The sequence below is a fragment of the Streptomyces sp. NPDC059679 genome (genome assembly GCF_042734105.1).
Classification (GTDB): domain Bacteria; phylum Actinomycetota; class Actinomycetes; order Streptomycetales; family Streptomycetaceae; genus Streptomyces.
Genome location: NZ_JBHWES010000029.1, coordinates 84,231 through 104,022, shown reverse-complemented (window position 1 = coordinate 104,022; position 19,792 = coordinate 84,231). Strand labels below are relative to the sequence as shown.

Annotated in this window: 14 protein-coding genes and 1 pseudogene; 5 read left to right on the top strand and 10 right to left on the bottom strand. The window is 69.5% G+C overall.

The features are described from left to right. Nucleotides 1-206: 206 nt before the first annotated feature. From ACFV2X_RS28550 to ACFV2X_RS28535, 4 genes are all read right to left on the bottom strand, one after another. Nucleotides 207-614 (bottom strand): integrase core domain-containing protein, encoded by a 408-nt coding sequence (locus tag ACFV2X_RS28550; protein ID WP_385621674.1) that lies wholly within the window; start codon nucleotides 612-614, stop codon nucleotides 207-209. Between the two features lie 16 nt (nucleotides 615-630). After that, nucleotides 631-1,572 carry a glycosyl hydrolase gene (locus ACFV2X_RS28545; protein ID WP_385621673.1) on the bottom strand — a complete coding sequence of 314 codons (942 nt, stop codon included), beginning with the start codon at nucleotides 1,570-1,572 and terminating at the stop codon, nucleotides 631-633. Between the two features lie 186 nt (nucleotides 1,573-1,758). Next, nucleotides 1,759-2,745: a LacI family DNA-binding transcriptional regulator gene (locus ACFV2X_RS28540; RefSeq protein ID WP_385621670.1), complete on the bottom strand. Its 987-nt coding sequence runs from the start codon at nucleotides 2,743-2,745 to the stop codon at nucleotides 1,759-1,761. Between the two features lie 139 nt (nucleotides 2,746-2,884). Beyond that, entirely contained in the window at nucleotides 2,885-3,139 is a 255-nt protein-coding gene (locus ACFV2X_RS28535; RefSeq protein WP_385621667.1) for a hypothetical protein, read from the bottom strand. Between the two features lie 929 nt (nucleotides 3,140-4,068). On the opposite strand from ACFV2X_RS28535, the gene ACFV2X_RS28530 reads away from it, so the two are divergent. From ACFV2X_RS28530 to ACFV2X_RS28510, 5 genes are all read left to right on the top strand, one after another. Further along, nucleotides 4,069-6,048 carry a TIM-barrel domain-containing protein gene (locus ACFV2X_RS28530; RefSeq protein ID WP_385621758.1) on the top strand — a complete coding sequence of 660 codons (1,980 nt, stop codon included), beginning with the start codon at nucleotides 4,069-4,071 and terminating at the stop codon, nucleotides 6,046-6,048. Between the two features lie 114 nt (nucleotides 6,049-6,162). Beyond that, nucleotides 6,163-7,071: a glycoside hydrolase N-terminal domain-containing protein gene (locus tag ACFV2X_RS28525; protein ID WP_385621666.1), complete on the top strand. Its 909-nt coding sequence runs from the start codon at nucleotides 6,163-6,165 to the stop codon at nucleotides 7,069-7,071. After that, nucleotides 6,993-7,544, top strand: a complete 552-nt coding sequence (locus tag ACFV2X_RS28520) for a hypothetical protein (protein WP_385621755.1) — start codon at nucleotides 6,993-6,995, stop codon at nucleotides 7,542-7,544. The genes ACFV2X_RS28525 and ACFV2X_RS28520 overlap by 79 nt, the downstream gene beginning before the upstream one ends. A 195-nt stretch (nucleotides 7,545-7,739) precedes the next feature. Further along, complete coding sequence (locus tag ACFV2X_RS28515; protein ID WP_385621664.1) at nucleotides 7,740-8,735, top strand: glycoside hydrolase family 43 protein; 996 nt, start codon at nucleotides 7,740-7,742, stop codon at nucleotides 8,733-8,735. 68 nt (nucleotides 8,736-8,803) lie between these two features. After that, nucleotides 8,804-11,113: a beta-L-arabinofuranosidase domain-containing protein gene (locus ACFV2X_RS28510; protein ID WP_385621661.1), complete on the top strand. Its 2,310-nt coding sequence runs from the start codon at nucleotides 8,804-8,806 to the stop codon at nucleotides 11,111-11,113. Nucleotides 11,114-11,121: 8 nt separating this feature from the next. Here the strand turns inward: ACFV2X_RS28510 and ACFV2X_RS28505 are convergent. The 6 genes and pseudogenes from ACFV2X_RS28505 to dgoD all read right to left on the bottom strand — a co-directional run. Continuing rightward, a pseudogene (locus ACFV2X_RS28505) lies at nucleotides 11,122-11,957 on the bottom strand (carbohydrate-binding protein); the annotation flags it as partial. A gap of 90 nt (nucleotides 11,958-12,047) precedes the next feature. Continuing rightward, a complete protein-coding gene (locus tag ACFV2X_RS28500) occupies nucleotides 12,048-13,055 on the bottom strand; it encodes a LacI family DNA-binding transcriptional regulator (RefSeq protein ID WP_385621658.1) in 1,008 nt (335 codons plus the stop codon). Between the two features lie 41 nt (nucleotides 13,056-13,096). Next, the gene (locus ACFV2X_RS28495) at nucleotides 13,097-14,437 is read right to left on the bottom strand and encodes an alpha-galactosidase (protein ID WP_385621656.1); all 1,341 of its coding nucleotides are present in this window, start codon (nucleotides 14,435-14,437) and stop codon (nucleotides 13,097-13,099) included. Further along, on the bottom strand, nucleotides 14,434-16,881 hold the full coding sequence (locus tag ACFV2X_RS28490; protein ID WP_385621653.1) for an alpha-L-arabinofuranosidase C-terminal domain-containing protein: 2,448 nt from the start codon (nucleotides 16,879-16,881) through the stop codon (nucleotides 14,434-14,436). Before ACFV2X_RS28490 ends, ACFV2X_RS28495 begins: the two co-directional genes overlap by 4 nt. A gap of 43 nt (nucleotides 16,882-16,924) precedes the next feature. Further along, nucleotides 16,925-18,442: an alpha-N-arabinofuranosidase gene (locus ACFV2X_RS28485; protein WP_385621650.1), complete on the bottom strand. Its 1,518-nt coding sequence runs from the start codon at nucleotides 18,440-18,442 to the stop codon at nucleotides 16,925-16,927. Nucleotides 18,443-18,567: 125 nt separating this feature from the next. Next, the gene (gene dgoD, locus ACFV2X_RS28480) at nucleotides 18,568-19,713 is read right to left on the bottom strand and encodes a galactonate dehydratase (protein ID WP_385621647.1); all 1,146 of its coding nucleotides are present in this window, start codon (nucleotides 19,711-19,713) and stop codon (nucleotides 18,568-18,570) included. Nucleotides 19,714-19,792 lie beyond the last annotated feature (79 nt).

The following is a 19,792-nucleotide window of genomic DNA, read 5'->3' as shown; positions in this document are numbered from 1 at the left end:
ACGGACGGCGTGTGCGTGTCTTCCTGCGGGGTCGGGATGACGGCTGTGCCGTTGTCGGCGAAGACGGCGTCGAACGCGGCGGGCGGTGAACTTGCTGTCCCGGTCGCGGATCAGGAACCGGAAGTACCCAGCCCTGTCCCCGAGGTCCATGAGCAGGTTGCGGGCGAGTGGGGTGACCCTGTGGCGGCCGGAAATCTGTGTCACCTCTATGCGACCTGCGTGTATTCGTGGATGAGGCCGCCGAGCCGATCGCGTCGATGAATGCGAGTGTTGTCGGTGGCGGTGGGTGGTTCGGGTTCGGTGAGTAGGTCCGGCGGCCGTTGTCCGAGGGATCGGTGTGGCCGGTGTTGGTTGTAGTGCTTCGCGTACTCGCTGATGACGAGGCGTAGGTGGCGCTCTCCTGTGATCAGGATGCGGTCGGTTGCCTCGCGTCGGCATGATTCGATCCAGCGTTCCGCGATGGCGTTCATCCGCGGTACCCGGGGCGGTGTTGGAAGGGCGGGGCAGGACCACAGGGTGAGCAGGCTGATCGGTTCGACGCGGGAGCACAGCCGGTCCTCGTCGCGCTCGGCGCGGACGGAGGAGGGCGGGAGGTCGCGGACCGGGCCGGTCACACGGCCCTCTCGACGGTCATGGGGACACGGGGGTCAGATCGAGTCGGACGGGCTCGTCGCGGTCGCAGTGCAGTCTGCCGTCGACGACTCGTGCGGCGGCGACCTGGAGCGAGGAGCGACGGGTGGCCTGGGTGCCGTCGTCCTCGTTGGTGTGCGCGGGGCGGCCGGGGTGTGTGAAGTAGAAGATGTAGGCCGTCTCTCCCTGGACGACCACATCGGCGTGGAGGCCGATGTTGCCGTCGTCGGGACGGCTGCCCGGCGTGTCCAGGATCAGGCCCTGGTGTTCCCAGGTCGTCAGGTCGTCCGACCGCAGCACTCCCTGTCCCCGCCACTCGTCGATGATCATCCAGTAGTGGCCGCCCAGTGCGAAGACGTTAGGGCCCTCGTGCCCGCGGTGATCGAGCACCACGCCGATGGGCCGCCAGTGGTACAGGTCGGTGCTGTCGGCGGCGCAGGTGAGCGAGCCACGGGAGTCGTCCTTGAACCACATCCGCCAGCCACCGCCGGGTAGTGGGAACACGCACGCGTCGATGACCCGGTCGGAGTCGAGGTCGAGTTCCCCGTGGTGGGTCCACTCCAGCATGTCGGGGCTGGTGTAGTGGCGGATACGGGCGGCGCCACCCCAGGAGTCGGGTACGCCGCGGATGTAGCTGACGTACATGTGGTAAAGCCCGTCGTGCCAGATGATCTCCGGAGCCCAGAAGGTGTTCCTGCCCCACTCGGTGTCCAGGCCGGTGAGCGTGCCCCGGTAGGTCCAGGTGCGACCGCCGTCCACGGACGCGGCCACGCCCAGGTCGGTGCCGTGCACCCAGGCGAAGCCGGGACCTGGGGCCGTAGCGCGGCGGTTGGTGTAGACGAGCCACCATTCGCCGCTTTGGCGGTGGTGGACGGCGACGGGGTCCGCGGCCCCGTCATATACGGGGTCGCGGAAGAGAGGGGCGTCGGCTACGGCGTTCACCGGTGGTCTTCCTTACTCATCGAGTGTTCTTGAGAAACCGGGGTGCGGCGACGGCACCCACCGCCCGGCCGGCGGCCAGGTGAGGCATGACGTCGGGCAAGGAGGGATGCGGCGCCGGTCGTGTGGGGCCGGCTGCCCGCACACCGCGGGGACCTCCGCGGGGCCACGCCAGGCCACGGCCCACGTTCAGCCGCCTGTCGACTCCCGGATCACCACGGAGAAGGGGCTGACGAACTCTTCGTGCTCCGCTCCGGGCTCGGTCTCCTCGATTCGCCTGATCAGCAGGTCGACCGCCCGTTCGGCCATCGTGTCGTGGTCCGGGTCGACGGTGGAGAGCGAGGGGACGAGGAACTCGCTCTCCGTGACGTTGTCGAAGCCGATGACCTTGACCTGATCCGGCACCCGTACCCCGGCACTCACCAGGCCCCGCAGCGCGCCCATGGCCGCGGAGTCGTTGACGCAGAACAAGCCATCGAAGTCGAGCCCGCTGTCGACCATCTCGCGGGCCCGTTCAACACCCTCGCGCATGTCCGGCCTTTCCACCGTCTGTATCAGGGCCGGGTCCGCCGGCAGACCGGCCTTGTCCAGCGCCTGCCGGTAGCCCGCGAGGCGCAGGCTGGAGACATCGACTTCCTCCACCGGACCGCACAGGATCGCGATGCGTCGGCATCCCCGCTCGATCAGGTGGCGGGTCGCCGCCTCGGCGGCTTCGACATTGGGCATGGCGACGTGGTCGACGGGCCCGCCGAAGATCCGCTCGCCCAGGACGACCACTGGGTGATCCACCTTGAGCCGCTCGGCGTCGGCCGGCCCCAGTCCCGCGGCGCTGAGGATGAGCCCGTCGTAGAGCCGGTTGCGTGACAGGGACAGGGCGGCCAGTTCGTTCTCCCGCGAAGCGCCGGTCTGCTCGATGCTCACCCGTAGGTTGTGGCGCTCGGCCGCGGTGATGATGGTGGCGGCGAGCCGGCTGTAGTAGGGGCTGTTCACCTGGGGGACGGCCAGGCCGATGGTGCCCGTGCGGCCTTTGCTGAGATTGCGGGCCGCGACGTTGACCCGGTAGTCGAGGCGGGCCATCGCCTCGAGGACCTTCTCCCGCGTTGCCCGGCGCACGTTCGGATGATCGTTGATGACGTTGGAGACGGTCATCGCCGAGACTCCGGCCGCCTTCGCCACGTCCCGAATCGTTACCACGTTCGCCCCTGGCTGCGGTCTCAAAAATCACCCGAGTGCTGTGCCCCGCCTCTGCCTGTGCCGAGCCCCAGTAAAGAGGAAGAGTTCCTCCGGCGCCGGAACACAACCCCCGGAATCCCCTTCACTTGCCTGCCCTGTGCCTGCACGGGCGGCTCGGGGCTCTGCTCTGGCCCCCGCGTTGCGAGTCGTGCGGCTGCGTGCGCTCGTTGATGAAGGCCGCCCGCTGGTCCGGCGGGCCGTCTCCGGCCCTCCAGCGCCAGATCCGGAGGCCGCCGTAGCTGCGGCGCCGGGGGCGCTCAGCGAAGTGGCCGTACAGGTTGCGGCTGATCGTCGGTCGCTCGATGCCGAGGTTGATGACCAAGGTCGGGGTAGGCACGGACGTGCTCCAGTTGTGATGTGGCGGGTTGGGATGCCGCGGTGGGTTGTCGGGCCTCCGGCTGTCGGCCGGCGAGCAGGGGACGGCATGGCGTTGCCATCCCACGGCGTGCTGTTCGGCCGACAATGACCCACTATGGGGCCCTTGCTTGTACCGGTAAAAACGCTGCCATCGCGGTGCCTGGGGAGTCAAGAGTCGTGCGACGACTTGCTCGGCCGCAGGGCCGTCCGCCCCCGCCGGCTGGTGTTCCGGTGCACTTGACAGCCTCAGATCAACGCACCTAGCGTTCGCCGATGTCGCTCCGCAACCGGTTTTGCGATGCGGCCGTCGCAGGGCATGGTTCCGCCGAGTCGAGGAACCGGACCTGCTCCCTGAACACTCACAACCGCCACGCCGACGTGGAGCCGACGGTGGCCGAGGTGTGCCATGAATCAATCCTGAAAATGCCCGGCAGTCGCCATGGCGGCCGCCGGACATCCGTGTCACTGCCCGCGGTTCCCTGATGAAGCGCCAGGCGGGCCAGCCGCCTGGCCACTTCCTCCGCTCTCGGGCTGCCGTTCAGCTACCGGGTTCACTGCCTTCCCCCGGCAGCGGGAGCCCGCCCGCGCGCGGGCAGCGGTGACGATCGCCCCTGGGACCGGGCGGCGACCCGGTCACCGCCGGCGAGGTGTCGTGGCCATCGCCCGCTTCGCGAGCCCGCCGTCCGGCTCCACCACTGGCTTCGTCAGCAGAGCGCGGTGCAGTTCATCACCGGGAAGAAGTACCTCGACTCCAACTGGGACTTGTACGTCAAGGATCTCGACAAGGTCGGGTTGGAGCGCTTCCTGGAGATCTACCAGCAGTCCTACGACAAGACGCACCGGCCACCTCGGCCGACGCCCCGCACGGACGCACGTGCACGGGCCCTTGAGAAGAACAGAGGAAACTCCTTGTCCTACAGCATCCGCGCGGGCGGCCTGGAACACCACGCCACCGAAGAGATCCTGCGCATCGAGCCCTGGGGCCCGCACGCGGTCCGGGTGCGGGCCTCCTCGGGGGCCATCGATCCCGCCGCGCCCGGTGCCCTGGAGAGCCCCCCGCCCTCCCCGCACGCCGAACTGTCCGTATCGGACGAGGGCTCCGCCCGCCTGGTCAACGGCCACCTCGCCGTCGAGGCCTCGGCCCACGGTCGGCTGAGGTTCCTGCACGCCGGCTCGGGCCGTGAACTGCTCGCCGACAAGACCCCGTACCCCCACCACGCCGGCCCGCGCGTCCATGCGGCGGGCGGCCGGACGGAACAGCACTTCGAGGCGTACGACGGTGAACGGCTGCACGGCCTCGGGCAGCATCTGCACGGGCTCCTGGACCAGAAGGGCTGTGTGATCGACCTCGTCCAGGGCAACACCGTGGCCGCCATCCCCTTCCTGCACTCCTCGCGCGGCTACGGACTGCTGTGGAACAACCCCGCCACCGGCCGCGTCGAACTGGGCACCGACACGACCCGGTGGACCGCCGACGGCGGTGGGCGCGTCGACTACTGGATCACCGCCGGGGACACCCCGGCCCAGATCATGGATGCGTACACCCTGGTCACCGGACGCCCACCGCTCCTCCCCGAGTGGGCATCCGGTTTCTGGCAGTCGAAGCTGCGCTACCGCACCCAGGACGAACTCCTCGCGGTGGCACGGCAGTACAACGAGCGCGGACTGCCGCTGTCCGTCATCGTCTGCGACTTCTTCCACTGGCCGAACATGGGCGACTGGCGTTTCGAGGAGAGCGAGTGGCCCGACCCCGCCGCGATGGTGAAGGAGCTCACCGACCTCGGGGTGCGGCTCGCGGTCTCGGTGTGGCCCACCGTCGAGCCCGGCAGTGACACCTTCGACGAGCTGCGCGCGTCCGGACACCTCGTACAGGACACGGACGGCGGCCTGCTCACCTTCCCGTGGCCGTCGCGGAGCGCGGAGGAGCCGATGCGCCCGATGGCGTACTACGACGCCACTCACCCCGGGGCACGCGCCGCGCTGTGGCAGCGGCTGCATGACAACTACTATGCGCTGGGCGTGAGTTGTTTCTGGCTGGACGCCTGCGAGCCGGACCTCACCCGGGAGGTCGCCGACCGCGCCGTCTACGCGGCCGGGCGGGCCGCCGAGGCCGCGAACCTCTATCCCGTGCTGCACACTGGCACGGTCGCCGAGGGCCTGGCCGCGGCGGGCGAGGACCGGCCGCTGTCCCTGGTCCGGTCCGCATGGGCCGGCAGCCAGAAGTACGGGGCCGCGCTGTGGTCCGGCGACATCCCCACCACCTTCCACTCCCTCTCGCGCCAGATCAGGGCCGGGCTGAACGTCGCGATGAGCGGCATCCCCTGGTGGAACACCGACATCGGCGGCTTTGGTGGCGGCGACCCGGACGACCCCGCCTACCGCGAGCTGATGATCCGGTGGTTCCAGTACGGCACCTTCAGCCCTGTCATGCGTCTGCACGGCGACCGTGAGCCCAACCACCCCACATTCTCCGCCGACATGAGCGGCGGCCCGAACGAGGTCTGGTCCTACGGCGAAGAGGCGTACGGCATCCTCCGGGAGCACCTGGTGCTGCGCGAGCGGCTGCGCCCGTACCTGAGGACGCTGTCCGAGGAGGCCCACCGCACCGGCGCCCCGCCGATGCGCCCGCTGTTCTTCGACTTCCCCGAGGACGAGCGCGCCTGGGACGTGGACGACCAGTTCCTGCTCGGGCCCGATGTGCTGGTGGCACCGGTGTACGAGGCGGGCGCGCGGGCTCGCCGGGTGTATCTGCCGTGCGGGGCACGCTGGCTCGACCCGATGACCGGACGCACCGTCGAGGGCGGTACGACACTCGACGCGGAGGCCCCGCTGGAGCGCATTCCCGTCTTCGTGCGCGAAGGAGCCGACGTCGCAACTCGGCTCGGCTGACCTCCTCCGGTCCCTCACCCGCACGGTCGGCCAGGAGACAAGACGTCTGATGGAGGGGCCGCTTTGCCGCCCCTCCATCAGACGGCGCTGATCCGCACGAAGGAAGAGAACACGATGCACTCCGCACACCCTCCCGAGGGCGGTACGGCCGCGCCCAGGCCGGCCAAGGTCGCACTGCCCGACCGGGGAATCCACGACACCGCCCCAGCCCAGTTGTGGACCGACGGCTTCCTCACCGGCAACGGTGAGTACGGAGCCGTGGTGTACGGGGACCCGGCGCTGGAGAAGGTCGTCTTCAACCACCACCGCCTGGTCCTGCCGAACGGCACCCGCGACCTCGCCCCGCCGATCTTCGTCTCCCGCGCCGACCGGGTCATCGTCCACGAACTGGCGCCGGCCCCAGGCCATATCGTCGACGTCACCCTGAGCGTGCACACCGCGCTCGACGACACATCGATCGTCCACAGCGGGGGCGACGACCTGCACACCCGCATGACCTTCACCACCCTGGCCGACGTCGGAGACGGCTCCGGATGGCTGAACTTGCGAGCCGTCTATCCCGAGTCGACGGGCGCGTACGGCTACGAAGGTGTCACCCGCGTCGTGCCCGCCGGCGGCACGGTCGCCGTCAGCGGCTCGACCATCGTGGTAACCGGGGCATCCAGGCTCACCCTCGTCACCCGGCTGGACCGGTACGACACGCCTGCCGACACCAACGTCAACCTCCAGGTGGCCTGCGGCAACATCCTCGACCTGGCCGAGGCCATGCAGGGCTACTTCGACCTGATCCTCGGCCAGCTCGACCACTGGCGGACCAACGCGAGGAACCTCTACGGAGCACGCGGCCTCCTGGCCCCCTCCCGTTCGGACGGCGAGTACGGCCATATGCTCCACTTCAACGGCGGTGACTTCCCGGCCACTGCTGGACCGGTGGCGCCGACTGGCTGCTCTACCCGCTCCTGGAGTACTACGAGGTCACCGGCGACCAGACCTTCCTGCGCGACAAGCTCGCTCCCGCTCTGATGGAACTGGCCCTGTTCTACGAGGACTTCCTCACGCGGACCGGCGCGTACGGCAAGGCGGTCTTCGTGCCGTCGTTCTCCATGGAGAACACCCCGGGCAACACGGGCGAGCACTTGTCCGTCAACGCCACCGGCGACATCACGGCCGGCAGGCACGCCCTACAGGCCGCCATAGACGCCGCCAACGCCGTCGGCGTCGAACAGGGCAGCCGCGAGGGCGTCGAACGCTGGACGGCACTGCTCGACAGGCTCCCCGACTACCGGATCAACGAGGACGGCGCGCTCGCGGAATGGTCCTCACCCGGCCTGACCGACCGCTACGACCACCGCCACATCCAGCACCTGTATGCCGCCTGGCCCCTGCACGAGATCAACCCGGAGGAGCGTCCCGACCTCGCACCGCGCCTTGGCCGCCGCACGGCTCAAGGACGGTGCCAAGGTGTACGACAACCTCCGGAAGATCACCGGCAGTGACATGCTCTTCCGCTCGCTGATGACCTCCCACAACCCGAACCTCGACATCTACAACGCCGACGCCGCGAACGCACTGCCCGCCGTGCTGGCCGGGGCCCTTGGATCACGGTCTCGATGCCGACCGGTACGTCCCCCGAAGCGCGCCGCAGGCCGTAGAAACCCGGCCCTGCCCCTCCACCACACGCAGGAGCGTTTATGTATCAGCCGCAACCAATTTACGCCGGTTACCTGCTCGTCTACTTCGTCGGCAGCCCCGCAGTCGACGACGAACGGATCCGGATGGCGCTCAGCCGCGGCAACGACCCGTTGCACTACCGGGAACTGAACGCCGGAGAACCCGTCCTGACCTCCAGCCTCGGCACCAGGGGACTACGCGACCCCTTCGTGATCCGTTCCCCCGAAGGTGACGGGTTCCATGTGATCGCCACGGACCTGTGGACGTCCGGCAGCGAGCATTCGACGCGGTTCACCTGGGACAGGGCCCAGCGCACCGGCAGCAAGTCGATCGTGGTGTGGGACTCCACGGACCTGGTCAACTGGACTGGTCACCGCCTGGTCAAGGTGTCCCCCGACACCGCGGGCAACACCTGGGCACCCAAGGCGCACTACGCCGACGAACTCGGCACGTACGTCGTCTTCTGGGCCTCGAAGCTCTACGCCCAGGACGACCCGGACCACACCGGAACCAGCTACAACAGGATGCTCTGCGCGACCACCACCGACTTCCGCACGTTCAGTGAGCCCAGGGTCTGGCACGATCCGGGGCACGCGGTGATCGACTCAGCCGTGATCAAGCACAACGGGGTGTACTACCGCTACACGAAGGACGAGCGGGACCAGACGCCTTCCGTGCCCAGCGGCAAGCTCATCATCGCGGAGAAGTCGCGCGAACTGTCCTCCGCCACATATGACTTCGTGGCCGACCGCATCGGTGAGGGGGAGATCACCCGCGGTGAGGGCCCGGCCGTGTTCAAGTCGAACACGGAGGACAAATGGTACATGTTCATCGACGAGTTCGGGGGGCGCAACTACGTCCCCTTCGAGACCACCGATCTCGACTCCGGGAAGTGGACCCAGTCGACGAGCTACCAACTGCCCCCTGAAGCCAAGCACGGCTCGGTGCTCCCTCTCACCCAGGCGGAGTACGACCGGCTGCTGAGTGCCTATGGCGGGCAGACAAACGATTCTTGATCACGCACCATCAACCGCGATGCTGTCCACCGCACGGCAGAAGCCTTCAATGAAGGAAACGAGCACTCATGCAGTCACTCCCGTACAGCGCGGTACGTCTTCTTCCCGGCCCGTTCCTGGACGCACAGACCACCGCCCTCGACTATCTGCTGTCCCTGGACACCGACCGGCTCCTCGCGCCCTTGCGGCGCGAGGCCGGCCTGCCGCCGGTTGCCGAATCCTACGGCAACTGGGAGAGCTCCGGTCTCGACGGCCACACCGTCGGGCACGCGTTGTCGGGCGCCGCTCTGATGAGCGCGGTGACGGACGATCCCCGGCCGCGGGCCATGGTCGAACGTCTGGTGCAGGGCGTCGTCGAGTGCCAGGACGCCCTGGGCACCGGCTACGTCGGGGGCATCCCCGACGGCGTACGGCTGTGGCAGCGGGTGGCCGCGGGGCAGGTCGAGCGGGACTCGTTCGAGCTCGGTGGTGCCTGGGTCCCGTGGTACAACCTGCACAAGCTCTTCGCCGGCCTGCTGGACGCCTACCGGCACGCCGGCTCCGAGCCGGCGCTGACCGCCGTCCGGCGGCTGGCCGACTGGTGGGACCGGGTGGCGGCGGGGATGGACGACGACACCCACGAAGCCATGCTCCGCACGGAGTTCGGTGGCATGTGCGAGGTTCTGGCGGACCTCGCCGAGGTCACCGGCACGGACCGGTACGCCGCCCTGGCACGGCGGTTCCTCGACCAGTTGCTGCTGCGTCCGTTGTGCGAGCACCGTGACGTCCTCGACGGGATGCACGCCAACACCCAGATCGCCAAAGTCGTCGGGTACCAGCGGCTCGGCGAGGTCGCCGACGACCCCGGCCTGCGGGACGCCGCCCGGTTCTTCTGGCAGGCCATGACCAGACACCGGACGTTCTCCTTCGGCGGCAACTCCGTGCGTGAGCACCTGCATCCCCGCGACGACTTCAGCTCCGCGCTCCAGTCGCCGGAGGGCCCCGAGACCTGCAACACCTACAACATGCTCAAGCTGAGCCGCGCCCTCTTCCTCGAACAGCCGGACACCGAGGTGCTCGACCACTACGAGCGTGCGACGGTCAACCACATCCTCTCGTCCCTGCATCCCAAGGGCGGACTGGTGTACTTCACACCGGTGCGACCGGGCCACTACCGCGTGGTGTCGACGCCCCAGAACTGCTTCTGGTGCTGCGTCGGCACCGGGCTGGAAAACCACGCCAAGTACGGCGAGCTGGTGTACACCACCGAGGGCGACCACCTGTTCGTCAACCTGTTCATCGCCTCCCGCCTCAGCCGGCCCGAACAGAACCTGGTGCTCGAGCAGACCGGGACGGCGCCTTACGACGAGGAGGTGAGACTCGTGGTGCGCGGCGCTCCCGCCACCCCTCTGCCGATCCACATACGCGTCCCCGGCTGGCACGAGGGGACGCCGCAGATCCGCATCAACGGCGCACCGCCCGAGGACGGGCCGGCCCCGCTCACCACGCGCCGCGGAGCGGGCGGACAACCCCTGACCTACGTGCGTCTGGAGCGGCAGTGGCGCGAAGGCGACACGGTCACCGTGAGCCTTCGCCCGCGCATCAGCGCCGAGCTGCTTCCCGACGGCTCGCCGTGGGTGTCGTACCGCTTCGGGCCCAGCGTGCTCGCGGCCGAGGGCGACCGGACCGATCTGGCCGGGCTCTTCGCCGACGACTCCCGGATGGGGCATATTGCCGGCGGCCCGTTGCGCCCCCTGGAGCACCTGCCCGTCGTGCTCGCCCGGAGCACCTCCGATCTGGCGGCCGGGGTGCGCCGACTCGCCCCGGACCGGTTGGCCTTCGCCCTGGACCACGTGGACGCGCGACCGGGCGAGTCCGTCACCCTTCTCCCGTTCGCCGGCATCCACGACTCCCGCTACCACCTCTACTTCCCCGTGGCGGAACCGGAGCGGCTCCAGGAGCGGCGGACGGAACTGCGCGCGGCCGACGAGGCGGCACTCGCGTTGCACGACCGAACCGTTGACACGGTTGCCGCCGGCGAGCAACAGCCTGAAAGCGACCACCGGTTCGAGGGGCATGACACATGGTCGGACCTCACCGACGGGCTGAGGTGGCGGGCCGCCACCGGGTGGTGGTCCTACCGCCTGACAGACCGGGACGGTGCCGCCACCGGCCTCCAGGTGATCCACCTCTCGGACGGAGGTACGGGGCCGACCCGCGTGCTGGTCGACGGGCATGTGCTGGGCACGCTCACACCCTCGACCGGCCCGGAGAGCGAGGAAATCTCCCAGGTGTTCCCGCTCGACTCGGACCGTCCGGCCGGGCCCATCGAGGTTCGGTTCGAAGCGGTCGGCCCGGCGCCCACCATCCGGCTGCGCCACGTGCGCCTGGTGCGCTGATGTCGTGGTCAGAACTGGTCACTGGCGACGGGGGTGAACTGCCACCAGTTCACGTTGACCAGATAGCCGCTGCCGCCGGTGAACCGCAGATACAGGTCCTGGGTTCCCGTCGCCCCGCTGACCGGGCAGGACACCGTCGTCCAGGTTTGCCAGCCGCCGGTGTTCGGTACCGCGCAGCGGGCCGCGACCGTCCCGTTCGGACCGCCCAGTCGGGCTTCGACGGTGCCGCCGCCGGTCGCCGAGGCCAGATCCAAAACCGTAGCCAGGTAAAGGAACTGGCCGCCGCCGACGGGTAGATAAGTTATGTCGCCCACGTACCTCGTGTTCGGCTCGGCCGCGGTGAAGTCACGCCGCAGCAGATCCGGCACCGGCGTCGCCGACGGCTCGGGGATTGTGGTGCGGACCTTCTTGCGCAGGTGCCGCCCGACGATGCTCCAAGCACGCATGCCACGAGCGACGCGCTTGTGGTTGACCGCACCCCGGCGTCATGCAGTTCGGCCGCTCCGCGAGCCTGGCATCGGCCCGAGCCCGCTCAGCCCGGGCACCCGCGCCGACCAGCCACCGGTAGAAGCCGGAACGGGAGACCTCAAGCATCCGGCACACTTGACGCCGAAGGCGCCACGATGATCGTCAACGAACTGGAAGCGACTCACCAGCTGGTCTCACCCGCAAAATACTTCGCGGCCCTCCGCAGGATCTCCCGCTCGAGCTCGAGTTCCTTCACCCGCGCCCGCAGCTGCCGGTTCTCCTTCTCCATCGCGCCGGCCTCACCGGCCCCCGGCCGGGCAGCCCGGTCGGCATCCCGCACCCACGTGCGCAGCGTCTCGTGGTTGACACCCACGTCTTTTGGCCACCGACGCGTGCATCCCACCCGGGCCGGCCTTCTCATAGAAACTCACAGAGAGCGGACTGGGCTGTCTGCCGGACTGTACGGTCAGCCGCCTGTCGACTCCCGGACCACCACGGAGAAGCGGCTGACGAACTCCTGCCGATCCGCCCGGGGCTCGGCCTGGTGGATCCGTCCGGCCAGGAGTCCCACCGCCCGCTCGGCCATCGTGTCGTGATCGGGATCGATGGTGGACAACGAGGGGACGAGGAACTCGCTCTCGTCGACGTTGTCGAAACCGATCACCTTGACCTGCTCCGGCACCCGGACACCCGCGTCGGCCAGACCTCGCAGCACGCCCATGGCCACGGTGTCCGTCACACAGAACACGCCGTCGAAGTCGAGCCCGCTCTCCGCCATCTCCCGGGCGCGCCGCGCGCCCGCGCGCATGGTGAGCGTGTCCAGGCGCTGCACCAGGTGGCGGTCCGCGGACAGCCCGGCGCTCTCCAGGGCCAGCCGGTAGCCGGTGTGGCGCAGGCTCGACACGTCGACCTCCTGGCCCACCGCCCCGCAAAGGATGGCGATGCGCCGGCACCCCCGTTCGATCAGATGGCGGGTGGCCGCCTGGGACGCGTCGATGTTGGGCATGGCGACATGGTCCACGGGGCCGCCGAAGATCCGCTCGCCCAGGATGACCACCGGGTAGTCCACCTTGAGCCACTCGGCATCGGCCTGTCCCATGCCCACCGTGCTGAGGATGAGCCCGTCGTACAGCCGGTTGCGCGACAGGGACAGCGCTTCCAGCTCGTTCTCCCGCAGGGCGCCGGTCTGCTCGATGCTGACCCGGAGGCCGTGCCGCTCGGCCGCGGCGATGATGGCGGCGGCCAGCCGGCCGTAGTACGGGCGGTTCACCTCGGGGACGGCAAGGCCGATGGTTCCGGTGCGGCCCTTGCGCAGGTTTCGAGCGGCCACGTTGACGCGGTAGTCGAGCCGGGCCATCGCCTCGAGGACCTTCTCCCGGGTGGCCTTGCGCACGTTCGGGTGGTCGTTGATGACGTTGGAGACGGTCATGGCCGAGACTCCGGCGGCCTTTGCCACATCCTGGATCGTTGCCACGTTTCACCCCCGGTCCGCGGTCCCATGCCTACTCGACACCATTACACCTCAGCCAGGCCTCCCCCGGTGTCGGGTGGTGTGAGGCGGTAGAGGGCCGAGCCGTGGGCGGGAAGGTCGGCGGTCAGGTGGTGGCCGTCGTGCGGGGTGTCGGTGTGGGTCCACAGCTCCCGGATGTGGTCGTCGGGCCGGGCGCCGAGGGCGCCGAGCTCCACCCTGACCCGCTCGGGGCCGTCGGCCAGGGAGAACACGGCGGCGTAGCGGATGCGCCCGTCGGTGTCGTCGGCGGTCCACAGAACGAGGTTCTTCTCGCGGAGGACTTCCCGGTTGTTCCCGCTGTGCCACAGGACGTCGAGCGCTTCGTCGTTGGTGAGCAGCTCGATCGTCTCCGGCGGGCTGGTGGGCAGGTCGCCGCCCATCATCAGCGGGGAGCGGGAGATCAGCCACAGAGTCAGCAGGCTGATCTGCTCGGGGCGGGTGAGAGAGCAGAGCCGGTCCTCACCCCGCTCGGCCCGGATGCCGATGCGGCCGAGGGGCAGCATGTCGGCGTCCGCCCAGCCGCCCGCGGCGGAGCCGCATGCCGACGCTGTGCTCTGCCACGGAGCCCACCGGGCCATGCGCGCGAACTGGGCTTCGACGTCCTCCCACCGGTCCCACAGGTCGTCGCAGACCCGCCACATGGTGGCGGTGTCCCGCAGGTGGTCGAGGCGGGCGAGGGAGACATCGGTGCCGGGGGACAGACTCAGCTCGATGGGGCGGCCACTGCGGGCGATGGCCTGGGCGTAGGCGCTGATCTCCCGCTCGTGGTAGGGGAAGAGCATGTCGTCGGCCTTGATGAAGTCGACACCCCACGCGGCGAATTGGGCGACCTGAGCATCGTAGTACGCCTGGGCACCGGGGTGGTCGTGGTTCAGGCCGTAGTTGTCGGGGTTCCAGGGGCAGACGGAGCCGGTGTCGGCGATCTCGTCGGCGGTCCAGCCGGTGCCGGCGACGGGCAGGCGGGCGGCGACGGCGCGGCGCGGGATGCCGCGCATGATGTGCAGTCCGAAACGGAGTCCGAGCCGGTGCACCCGGTCGGCCAGCGGCCCGAATCCCGCGCCGCCCGCCGCCGAGGGGAACCGGTTCGGCGCGGGCATCTGGCGGCCGTGGCCGTCGAGGACCAGGGGGGCGTCCGGGTTGTAGCCGTGGGCGCGGGCAGTGGGCTCGTACCACTGGATGTCCACGACGACGGTGTCCCAGCCGTGGGGCAGCAGGTGTTCGCGCATGAAGGCCGCGTTCGCGAGGACTTCCTCCTCGGTGACCGTGGTGCCGTAGCAGTCCCAGCTGTTCCAGCCCATCGGAGGACGCAGGTGTCGCTCGGGGACCGGGCGTGCGGATCTGGTCATGGCTGCTCGCCTCCTGGTCGAGTGCGCACAACGGTGAAGGAGTGGGGCGGGATGTCGCAGACCGGCCCGGTCAGCAGGTCCTCGACGGGGGTGGCCGGGGCGGGCTCGAACCGGCTGGTGGCATCCGGGGGGAGTGCGAGGGCGGTCCGCGCGAATCCGGCGGCGGCGTCCGCGCCGGCCAGTCGGAAACGGACCGTGACGGGCTCGGGCGTGGCGTTGGCGACCTTGATGATCACATCGCCGGCGGCGCTGTCGCGGACGGCCGAGACGGCGAAGACCTCCGGGTCCGGCCGGACGTCCTCGATGTCGTGGACGAGTTCGCCGTCGCGGTAGCAGCGGATACGCCGGCCGTCCACCTCGACCCGCAGGTCGTACCAGCGGCCGGTCTCGATCGGGTGGGCCACGGGGTCGTTGAGGTCGTGCCCCACGCCGTCGTCCACGCGCTGGAGGCGCGTACAGCGGTTCTGCCAGCCGCCGACCGACCACTGGTACCAGTCGCCGGACGAGGTCACGGCGAAGCCGATGACGAAGCCTTCGCCACCGCCGGTCTTCCTGGCCCGCACCGAGAAGGCGTACGACGTGCCGTCCGCCGTGTCCACCGCGTCCGCCAGCAGCAGCCTGGCGCCGCTGCCGTTCGCCGTCTGCCGGATGCCGCCCGCACCGTCCGGCTGCCAGCTGCCGGACTCGGTGTCCCAGCCCGCGAAGTCCGGGGCCGGCGCGGATTCGGCGCCCAGGGGGCCGATACGGGCATCGGTGAACTCCGCGCGGGTGTCAGCGCTGGTCCCGATGTGGACACCGTGCCGGGCGGCGTCCGGGACGGGTGGCGCCTGGGGTGCTCCGAGGACGGTGACCGGTAGGGCGGTGTCCCCGGAGTTCACCGAGTGCATCCGCTGGACGTGGTAGTTGAGGGTGGGCCAGACGTGGGTGTTGTCGAAGTAGATCAGATCGGGCGCCCACTGGGTGTGGCCGCGCTTGGCGAGCAGCGGGGCGTAGGAGGCGAGCCGGACGACGTCGCCGTTGCGCTCCATGGCGATCATGTAGGACGCCTCCGCGACCGCGCTGCGGCCGTCGTTGCCCCAGCTCCCGTACTCGCCGATGTACAGGTGCGGCCCCTGGCGGTCCATCGTGTCGAAGCGGCGGGTGTTCTCCAGGAACCAGCGCGGGCTTTTGTACTCATGCTCGTCGAGTACCGGGACGCTCCGCTCGCGCGCGAACTCCCAGCCCTTTTCCCAGTCCTCGCCGCAGGGCGAAGGGCCCACGGTGCCGACGACCGTGATCTCGGGGTGGTGTTCGCTCAGGGCGTCGTGGATGCGGGAGAAGCGGTCGCGGAAGGTGTCGGTGATGGTGTCCTCGTTGCCGACCCCGAGGTATTCCAGGCCGAAGGGCTCGGGGTGCCCGGCGGCGGCCCGCAGCGCGCCCCACGGGGAGTCGGCGGGGCCGTTGGCCCACTCCACCAGGGCCAGCACCTCGGCGATGTAGGCGGGCATCTCCTCCTCGGGGATGCCGACCTGGCCGGTCACGCGCGTGTTCTGGCAGCAGACCCCCGCCGGGACGACGGGCAGCGGCTTGGCGCCGATGTCCTCGCAGAACTCGAAGTACTCGTAGTAGCCCAGGCCCATCGACTGGTGGTAGCCCCATAGGTTGGGCAGCTGTCGGCGGGCCTGCAGCGGCCCGATGGTCTCGGGCCAGCGGTACATGTTGCCGAGCCCCAGCCCGTGCGCGAGGCAGCCGCCGGGGAAACGCATGAACTTCGGCTTCAGGTCCGCGATCGCCTGGGCCAGGTCGGCGCGCAGGCCGCCGGGCCGGTTGCGGAAGGTGGCCTGCGGAAAGAGCGAGACCAGGTCCAGGTGTACGGTGCCGGTCCCGGTCGCCGTGAGGGTGAACCTGGCGTCGGGGTCGGTCGCCTCACACGTGATGACCGCGGTGTGCTGCTGCCAGGAGCCGTGTACGGGTCCCAGCTCCACCTGACCGTGGACCCGGCTGCCGTCCCGGCTCTCGATCCGCGCCACCAGACGGTCCGCGGCGCCGTCCGCCAGGCGGGCGAAGAGGCTGATGTCATAGCGTTCGCCCGCCCGGACGGCGATGCCGTCGAAACCCTCATTGCGCAGCCCCGCCCCGAGGCCCGCCGCACCGGCGGCGGTGGTGCGCACCACCGCATGCTGCGGGTTGGCCGGGTGGAGTGGCGCGTCGGTGGACACCGTCACCGACCCGGCGGCCCCGTCCCGCTCCAGCAGGTCCCAGGCGGTCAGGGCGTGCCATTCGGGCCGGTCGGCGGGGCTGTACTCAAAGGACCGGTTCTGCACCAGCTCGGCATGGAGACCGCCGTCCGCCGCGTAGTTGAGGTCCTCGAAGAACACCCCGAACAGATCGGGCGAGATGGCGGTGCCCGGTGCGTCCGTGTCCACCTCGACGACCGTCTCGGCGGGTCCGGTGGGTTCAGTCATCGTCGTCTACTCCTTGGGCCGGGAAGGGGCGGTGGTGCGCCGGTCAGGCCAGTGGGGCCCGGAGAGTGAGGAACGAGTGGGGCGGCAGTGTCAGGGCCAGGCCCTGGTCGGTGGGGGTCACCGCGTCGAACGGGCGCGGAGCGACGGCGGTGGGGGTGCCCGGGGTGTTGTGGGCCTGGAGTCGGTCAGCGGTCAGGAGGCGGGCGGTCGGTTCGCCGATGGCGTGGCCGCGCAGGTCGAGTGTCACCTCGGCGGGTTCTTCGGCGTCCAGGTTGGACAGTGAGATCAGGACGGTGCCGTCCTTGACGCTGGCGGAGGCGGACAGGGTGTCCAGTTCGGTGTTCCCCACCTGGCGGCGGGCGTTGTCGGTGCGCAGGTGGACGGCGAGTGAGGTGGCGTCCTGGTGGTCCTTGTTCATCTCGAACACGTGGTAGGTCGGGGTCAGGACCAGTGTGTCGCCGTCGGTGAGCACCATGGCCTGGAGGACGTTGACGGTCTGGGCGATGTTGGCCATGTGCAGGCGTGCGGCGTGTTTGTGGAAGATGTCGAAGTGGGTGCTGGCCACGAGCGCGTCGCGCAGGGTGTTCTGCTGGTACAGGAAGCCGGGGTTGGTTCCCGGCTCGACGTCCCACCAGGTGCCCCACTCGTCCAGGACCAGGCCGACCGTGCGGCCGGGGTCGTAGATGTCCATGACCGTGGAGTGGCCGGTGAGGATGCGGTCGATCTTCCGGGCGGAGAGCATCGTCCGGTAGTAGTCGTCCGCCTCGAAGACGGTGGCGCTGCCCTTCGCGTCCCAGGAGCCGGCCATCGTGTAGTAGTGGACGGAGAGCCCCTGGAAGAAGTTGCGCGGGGTGGCCTCGCAGCCGAAGCAGCTGATCTGCTGCATCAGCGTCTCGGTCCACTTGTAGTCGTCCGCGTTCGCGCCGGAGGCGATGCGGTGGAGCTTGTTGTCGCCGTGGTCGCGGCAGTACGTGGAGTACTGACGGGCCAGGTCGGCGAAGTACTCGGCGCGCATGTTGCCGCCACAGCCCCAGGTCTCGTTGCCGATGCCCCAGAACTTCACCCGCCAGGGCTCATCGCGGCCATTGGCCTTGCGCAGCCGCACCATGGGGCTGTCGCCGTCCCGGGTCAGATACTCCACCCACTCGCTCATCTCCTGGACGGTGCCGCTGCCCACGTTGCCGCTGATGTACGGCTCGGCGCCGAGCAGCTCGCACAGCGCCATGAACTCGTGCGTCCCGAAGTGGTTGTTCTCCTCCACATTGCCCCAGTGCGTGTTCACCATCCTGGGCCGCTGCTCTCTGGGGCCGATGCCGTCCTTCCAGTGGTACTCGTCGGCAAAACAGCCGCCGGGCCAGCGCAGGTTGGGGATATTCAGGGCGCGCAGGGCTTGCACGATGTCCAGGCGGATGCCGCCCTCGTTGGGGATCTGCGAGTCCTCCCCGACCCAGAAGCCGTCGTAGATGCAGCGGCCGAGGTGTTCGGCGAAGTGGCCGTAGAGATGGCGGTTGATCTTCGGGCCCTCGATGTCGAGGTTGATGACCGCGGTGGCGTTCGGCACAGTGGTACTCCAGCGTGAGTATTTGTATCGATAAAAACTTGCATCGCGTTGCGGGGGTGTCAAGAGAGATGAGCGGGCAGAAGCGGTGGCCGGCCGCCGCCACCCGCTCCACGGGCGTCGCACCGCTACCAGGCGGCCAGCGAACCGTCGGCGTTGCGCCATACGGGGTTGCGCCAGCTGTGTCCGCGTTCGGCGGCGGCTCGTACGGCGTCCTCATCGATGGTGATGCCGAGACCGGGCGCGGTCAGCCGGGGGATGTAGCCGGCCTCGGCGGTGAAGGGCGAGGGGTCCAGGAGGTAGTCGAGCAGCCCGCTGCTGTCGCCGTATCCGATGCCGAGCGCCTGTTCCTGAATGAGGAAGTTGGGGGCGGCGAGGTCGAGTTGCAGACTCGCGGCCAGCGCGATCGGGCCGAGCGGGCAGTGCGGCGCGACCAGGACGTCGTGGGCCTCTGCCATGGACGCGATCCGCCGGGTCTCGGAGATGCCCCCGGCGTGGCTGATGTCGGGCTGGGCCACGGCGATGCCGTCGGACAGCACGGAGCGGAAGTCCCAGCGGGAGTAGAGCCGCTCGCCGGTGGCGATGGGGATCGAGGTGGAGCGCACCACGGCACCCAGATCCTGGGTGAACTCCGGCAGGACCGGTTCCTCCACGAACATCGGCAGCAGTGGCTCGAGAAGCGGCAGCACACGGCGGGACATGGCCCCGCTGAAGCGGCCGTGGAAGTCCAGCGCCACGTCGCACTCGGGCCCGACGGCCTCTCGTACGGCGGATACCCGGTCCACCATGGCGTTGATGGTGGCCGGTGTGTCGAGCGGTTCCAGCTGGCTGCAGGGGTTCATCTTGACCGCGGTCAGGCCCTTGGCGACCTGCTCGGCCGCCGACTCGCCCAGCTCCTGCAAGGTCTCCCCGCCCACCCAGCCGTAGATGCGCACCCGGTCGCGCACATGGCCGCCGAGCAGCTGGTGGACCGGCACACCGAGCGCCTTGCCCGCGATGTCCCACAGCGCCTGGTCGATGCCCGCCAGGGCGCTGTTGAGGACGGCGCCGCCGCGGTAGAAGCCCCCCTTGGCGAGGACCTGCCAGTGTTCCTCGATACGGGTGGGGTCCTGTCCGATGAGGTAGTCGAACATCTCCTCGACGCACTGGGCCACGGTGCGCGCCTTGCCTTCGACGATGGGCTCGCCCCAGCCGGCTATGCCCTCGTCGGTGTCGATGCGCAGGAAGAGCCAGCGCGGTTCGACGAGGAAGAGTTCGTATCCGGTGATCTTCACGTGCGGGTCTCCAGGTCGTGGTGGCGCGCGGCCCGAAGGCCGGCGGCTGCGGTGCGGGGTGGGCGCGGAAGAGAGGCTG